This window comes from Halobacterium sp. CBA1126 (genome assembly GCF_009741975.1).
In the GTDB taxonomy this organism is placed as follows: Archaea; Halobacteriota; Halobacteria; order Halobacteriales; family Halobacteriaceae; genus Halobacterium.
In genome coordinates this window covers 1-5,556 of the sequence record NZ_WPCF01000137.1, presented here as the reverse complement: position 1 = coordinate 5,556, position 5,556 = coordinate 1, and the positions used below count along the sequence as shown (strand labels likewise).

4 protein-coding genes and 1 pseudogene are annotated in these 5,556 nt (G+C 71.4%); 1 reads left to right on the top strand and 4 read right to left on the bottom strand.

Annotated features, from left to right (window positions below; translation table 11 throughout):
- Positions 1–108: 108 nt before the first annotated feature.
- From ftsZ to GJ634_RS13800, 4 genes and pseudogenes are all read right to left on the bottom strand, one after another.
- On the bottom strand, positions 109–1,275 hold the full coding sequence (gene ftsZ, locus GJ634_RS13815) for a cell division protein FtsZ (RefSeq protein WP_157503454.1): 1,167 nt from the start codon (positions 1,273–1,275) through the stop codon (positions 109–111).
- Between the two features lie 26 nt (positions 1,276–1,301).
- Positions 1,302–2,656 (bottom strand): annotated as a pseudogene (locus tag GJ634_RS13810) (D-aminoacyl-tRNA deacylase).
- Between the two features lie 56 nt (positions 2,657–2,712).
- Positions 2,713–4,029 carry a sodium:calcium antiporter gene (locus GJ634_RS13805; RefSeq protein ID WP_157503455.1) on the bottom strand — a complete coding sequence of 439 codons (1,317 nt, stop codon included), beginning with the start codon at positions 4,027–4,029 and terminating at the stop codon, positions 2,713–2,715.
- Between the two features lie 72 nt (positions 4,030–4,101).
- Positions 4,102–5,055 carry a calcium/sodium antiporter gene (locus GJ634_RS13800; RefSeq protein ID WP_157503453.1) on the bottom strand — a complete coding sequence of 318 codons (954 nt, stop codon included), beginning with the start codon at positions 5,053–5,055 and terminating at the stop codon, positions 4,102–4,104.
- 79 nt (positions 5,056–5,134) lie between these two features.
- Between GJ634_RS13800 and GJ634_RS13795 the strand changes: the two genes are divergently transcribed.
- The coding region (locus GJ634_RS13795; RefSeq protein ID WP_394350899.1) for a shikimate dehydrogenase family protein at positions 5,135–5,556 on the top strand (422 nt) is incomplete at its 3' end.

Sequence of the window (5,556 nt, the reverse complement as noted above, 5' to 3'; positions counted from 1 at the left end):
TTCACTGCCGGAGCGGGGCGGAGCCCCGCGGAGGCAGGTTTTTTAGCGTAGATTTTTGCGCCGAGTGGTGGGCGAGCGCAGCGAGCGCACCCGAGGCGGAAAAAGGTACTATTCGACGTAGTCGATGTCGTCGATGTCGCTGTCGCCGCCGTCGGGTTCGGGTTCGGGCTCGGGTTCGGGGGCGTCGTTGCGGCCGTAGATCTGCGGGGAGGCGACGCCGGTGACGACGACCATGGTGCGCATCTCGCCGTCGAGTTCTTCGTCGATGCTGGTCCCCCAGATGATGCGGGCGTCGGGGTCGATGCGGTCGTAGAGCTGTTCGACGACGCCCTCGGCCTCCTCGATGCTCATGTCGGGGCCGCCGGTGACGTTGACGAGCGCGGAGTTCGCGGAGGAGATGTCGACGTCGAGCAGCGGGGAGCGCAGCGCGGACTTGACGGAGTCGGCGGCTTTCGCGTCGGAGTCGGCTTCGCCGAGGCCGATCATGGCGACGCCGCCCTTCTCCATGACGGTCCGCACGTCGGCGAAGTCGAGGTTGACGAGGCCGGGCTTGGTGATGAGCTCCGTGATGCCCTTCACGGAGCGCATGAGGACTTCGTCCGAGACCTTGAACGCTTCCCGGACGGGGAGCTTCCCGACCGAGTCGAGGAGGCGGTCGTTGGGGACGACGATGACGGTGTCGGCGACGTCGCGGAGGCGTTCGAGGCCGGCTTCGGCGTTCGTGCGGCGGACCTCGCCCTCGGCGGTGAACGGCGTGGTGACGATGGCGATGGTGAGCGCGCCGGCTTCGCGGGCGGCCTTCGCGACGACGGGCGCGGAGCCGGTGCCGGTGCCGCCGCCGAGGCCGGCGGTGACGAACACCATGTCCGAGCCCTCGATGGAGTCCCGGATCTCGTCCTGGGACTCGAGAGCGGCTTCCTCGCCGACCTGCGGGAGCGAGCCGGCGCCCCGTCCCTGGGTCTTCTGCTGGCCCATGAGAATCTTGGTGTCGGCGTCGATCTCCACGAGGTGCTGGACGTCGGTGTTGGCGGCGACCAGCGACGCGCCGTGGATGCCCTCCTCGGACATGCGGTCGATGGTGTTCGACCCGGCGCCGCCGCAGCCCACGACCGTGATGCTCGTCTGGAGCTCCTGGAGGACGTCCTCGAGTTCGTCGTCGGTCATCTCCCCGGTGGGGACGCTGGCCGTCGACCCCTCCGACGGGACGTCACCCGACTCCGAAGCCGAGTCCTCGTCCTCGGCTTCGTCGATGGCGTCCTGCACAATCGAATCCATGTTGGGTAACGGGTAGCGTGTGAGGCTTAATTACCTTTCCCCTCCGCGTCGGACGGGCGTCGCACGCGCTCACGCGTCCGCTCGCGGAACCCGACCGAAACGGTCGTGGTCTCGGTGCGGGTGACGTCCGCCGGTCGCACCTCCGTCCCGTCGACGTCGACCGTCTCACCGCCCGCGAGCTGCCCGAACTTCGGGCCTTCGGGGACGCCGAGTTCGCTGGCCGCGGCGGGGTCGAACGCCTCCCGGGTCGCCGTCAGTTCGCCGTCCTCGCGGGCCACCTCGTACTCTCGCGCCAGAATCTCGGCGGCGCGGTCGAGGAACGCGCCGTAGGCGTCGCCGTCCGCGAACGCGGCCGGGCCGGCGAGGCGGTTGCCGTTCTCGTCGGTGGCGTAGGCGAGCGCGGTCTCGGCGGCGGCGTCGACGGCCGCCTCGGGGTCGGTGGCGTGGACGGCGTCGAGCAGGTCCGCTGGGAGGTCGACCACGGCGTACTCGCCGTCGTAGTCGGCGGCCGGCTCGCCGAACCGGAGGCCGTCGTCGACGGTGCCGACGTGGGTTTCGACGCTCCGCGCGAGCGCCAGCGGGACGCCGTCGGTCTCCCGGACCCACGTCTCGCTGACGACGCGGTGCCCGAGTTCGGCGACGACGCGGTCGACGGCGGGCTTCTCGCCGTCCACGACCGCGTGCTCGGCGCCGCTCGCCGCGAACATCCGCTCGATTACGTCCGAGTGGGCTTCGGGGTCGCCGAGGTCCTCGAGACACCAGTCGGCGGCGACGTGTCCGACGCCCCAGTCCGTCTCCTCGACGATGCGGGTGGGGCGGGGCGCGTAGTGACCGCCGCCGAACGCGACGAGCGCGCGTTCCTCGCGGGCGTCGACGCCGCGGAGGTCGAGGACGGCCTGCGCGACCGCTCTGGCGCCCTCGGGGTCGTTCCACTCGTCCTCGCCGCTGCCGAGCTCCACGAACATCGACGGCGCGCTCACCTCGGTCGGGCCGTGGTGGGTGCACTCCATGCCGACCTCGTAGCCGTCGGGCGCGTGCTCGCGGAGCGCGGCGACGACCTCGCGGTGGGCGTTCGGGCAGGCCGCTGCGAGCGAGCGGTCCTCGCCGCCGTACTCCGCCTCGCCGAAGTTCCCGGTGTGGTGGGCGGTCAGCAGCGGGCCGGTGTCGCCGGCGTGCCGCGAGACGACGACCACGTAGTCGGGGTCGTCGAACGCCGCCGCGGGGTCCGCGAGGTCGATGTGGAGGTCGTCGAACTCCCGCAGCTCGAAGCCGTCGGCGCGGTAGACGCCGTCCCCTCCCGCTCGAAGTCGCCGAGCGCGAGCAGCTGCTCGCCGATGTGTTCGGACGCGCTGTCGGCGCGACTCACGACGATTCCAATCACGGGCCGGCGTACGCGGCGGCCCGTAAAACGACTGCCGTTCCCCGCCGACGGACGGGCTACGAGAACGCCACCCGGGCGTCCCGGAGCGTCCGCCGGACGAGGTGGACGACCGACTCGCGGCGGCGGTAGAGGAGGACCGCGGCGAGCGCGAGGTAGACGGCGGTGTACGCGTACAGCACGAGGATGCTGAGCTCCGTCGAGCGCGGTTCTGCGACCAGCCGGATGATGCCGAACTCCACGAACACCTGCGTGAGGAACAGCGTCAGCAGCGTGATTCCCTCCCAGACCGCGATGTCGAAGTTCGAGAGGACGGCGATGGCGAAGAGGCTCTGGGCGGCGGTGATCCAGATCTCGGCGGCCTGCTTCTCGTCGAACGGGAGCGTGCCGACGCTCCCGGACGCGATGCTGTAGACGACCGCGAGCGTCCCGATGAGCAGCGTCCACTGGTTCAGCTTCGAGGAGATGAGCGCGTTGAACCCCGCCGTCGAGCGGGCCTTGTTCACGAGGTAGACGACGACGATGAGCTCGGGGCTCTCTGAGGCCAGCGGCGCCACCCACTGGATCATGAAGAACGCCGGGATGCCGGCCGCCTGCCCGATCTCCTCGAGGCCGTGCGCGAACGGGTGGACGGCGGTGTAGATGGCGAACCCGGAGTACGCGAACAGCGCGATAATGGCGGTCACGCGCGCCGGCCGCCGGAGCCGCTGGAGGTACGCGGGGACGCCGCCGTGGTCGGCGTCGTGGCTGACCTCGCCGCGGATGATGATGGCGATGTAGGCGGCGAACAGGCCGACCAGGACGACCGTGTCGAGCAGGCCGATGCCGTTCCCGAGCGGCACGAGGAACGCGTACGCGGTCGCCGCGAGCAGGAACGTGATCTCGGTGGCGATGGCGGGGTCGAGGTTCACGCGGCTGCGGAGCACGCCGTCGAGTTCGACCGCGGGGTCCCCCGACGTGTGGGCGCGGTAGACGGTGAACAGCGCGATGCCGGACCACCCGAGGCCGATGAGGATGCGGTTCGCGCCGGTCATGTTCGCGACCGCGAGGTTCGCGGCCTCGATGCCGCGCGGCGTCCCGACGTTCGCGCCCGCAGTCCACGCGTACAGCGCGTCGACGGCGTACTCGGGGGCGACCGCGAGCACCGCGAGCACGGCGATGGCGAACGACCGCGGGACGTCCTTCTCGGCGGTCTCGGCGGCCCACGCCAGCAGGAACGCCGCGCCGAGGACGGCGACGCCGCTGACGCCGACCGTCGCGACGTGCCCGAGCCCGTACGCGTCCGGCCCGCCGGTGAAGTGGACGACCATCCACGGCGCGGTCAGGAGCGCCGCGGCGGCGAGCGCCGCGAGCGGGTGGCGGAGCCGCGCTGACAACATACTACCACAGTCCGCGAACTCGACCCTAACGCTTGCGGTCGGGTAGCGGCGAGCGCCGCCGGCTTCCGCCTACGGGAGGAGGAAGTAGACGAAGCCCGCGTAGCCGGCGACGAGGCCGGCGCCCTCGACGCGCGTGATGCGGTCGCCGAACGCCATGCTGGCGAGCGCGACGACGGTGAACCCGAGCATGACGGGGAACTCGTAGCCGACCGTCGCCGACGACACCGAGATGGGGACGAGGACGGCGACGACGCCGATGACCGCGAGCACGTTGTAGATGTTCGACCCGACGACGTTCCCGATGGAGAAGCCGGCTTCGCCGCGAATCGCGCTCACGAGCGACGTCGCCAGTTCGGGGACGGAGGTGCCGAACGCGATGACGGTGAGGCCGATGAAGAGGTCGCCGAACCCCCACGCCGAGAGGACGCCGCGGCCGCCGAGGATGAGCGCGCGGGAGCCGGCGAGCAGCAGGACGATGGCGCCGACGAGCGTGACGTACTCGCGGAGGCCGGCGGTCGTGGCGCCCTCGTCCATCTCGACGTCCTCGGGGAGGGCGACCTCGGACTCCTGTGACTTCCGGTAGAGGTAGACCGTGAAGCCGGCGAGCAGCGCGAGGAGGACGACGCCGTCGAACGCCGCGATGCGGCCGTCCATGCCGAGGACGACGAGCGCGACGGCCGCCGCGAACATGAACGGGCCGTGCTGGTAGAGGGTCTTGTCGTCGACCTCGAGCGGGCGGACGAGCGCGGACGCGCCGAGCACGAGGCCGATGTTGGCGATGTTCGACCCGACGATGTTGCCGAGCGCGATGCCGTCGGAGGCGGTCAGCGCGCCGGTCGCGGAGACGAACAGCTCGGGGGCGGTGGTGGCGAACGCCACGATGGTGACGCCGACGGTCGCCGCCTTCACGCCGTGGGAGAGCGCGAGCGCGGACGCCGCGGCGACGAGGAGCTCGGCGCCGACGTACAGCAGCAGGATGCCGACGAGGAGGACGGCGCCGTCGACGAGCAGTGTGCCGGCCATACGCCGGGGAAACTCGCTCGCGCGCAAAAACCGTTCGGAGTGACCACCAGTTATAAACGCCGCGCGAGTCCGTGGAGGCGTGCAGGTATTCGGACTCGTCGGGAACCCGGTCGAACACTCGCTGTCGCCGCCGATGCACGAGGCCGCCTACGACGAACTCGGGCTGGACGCCCGGTACGTCACCTTCGAGCCGGCCCGCGAGGCCGTCGCGGCCGCCGTGGAGGGCGCGGACGCGCTCGGGGTCGCCGGCCTGAACGTCACCATCCCGTTCAAGCAGGCCGTCCTCGACGTCGTGGAGCCGGACGACCTCGCGGCCCGCATCGGCGCGGTGAACACCATCGACTTCTCCGGAGACGCGGTCACGGGCCACAACACGGACGCGGAGGGCGTGCGGCGCTCGTTCGCCCACCACGACGTCGCCCTTGACGGCCGCGACGCGGTCGTGGTCGGCGCGGGCGGCGCGGGCCGGGCGGCGGCGTTCGCGCTCGCCGACGCGGGCGC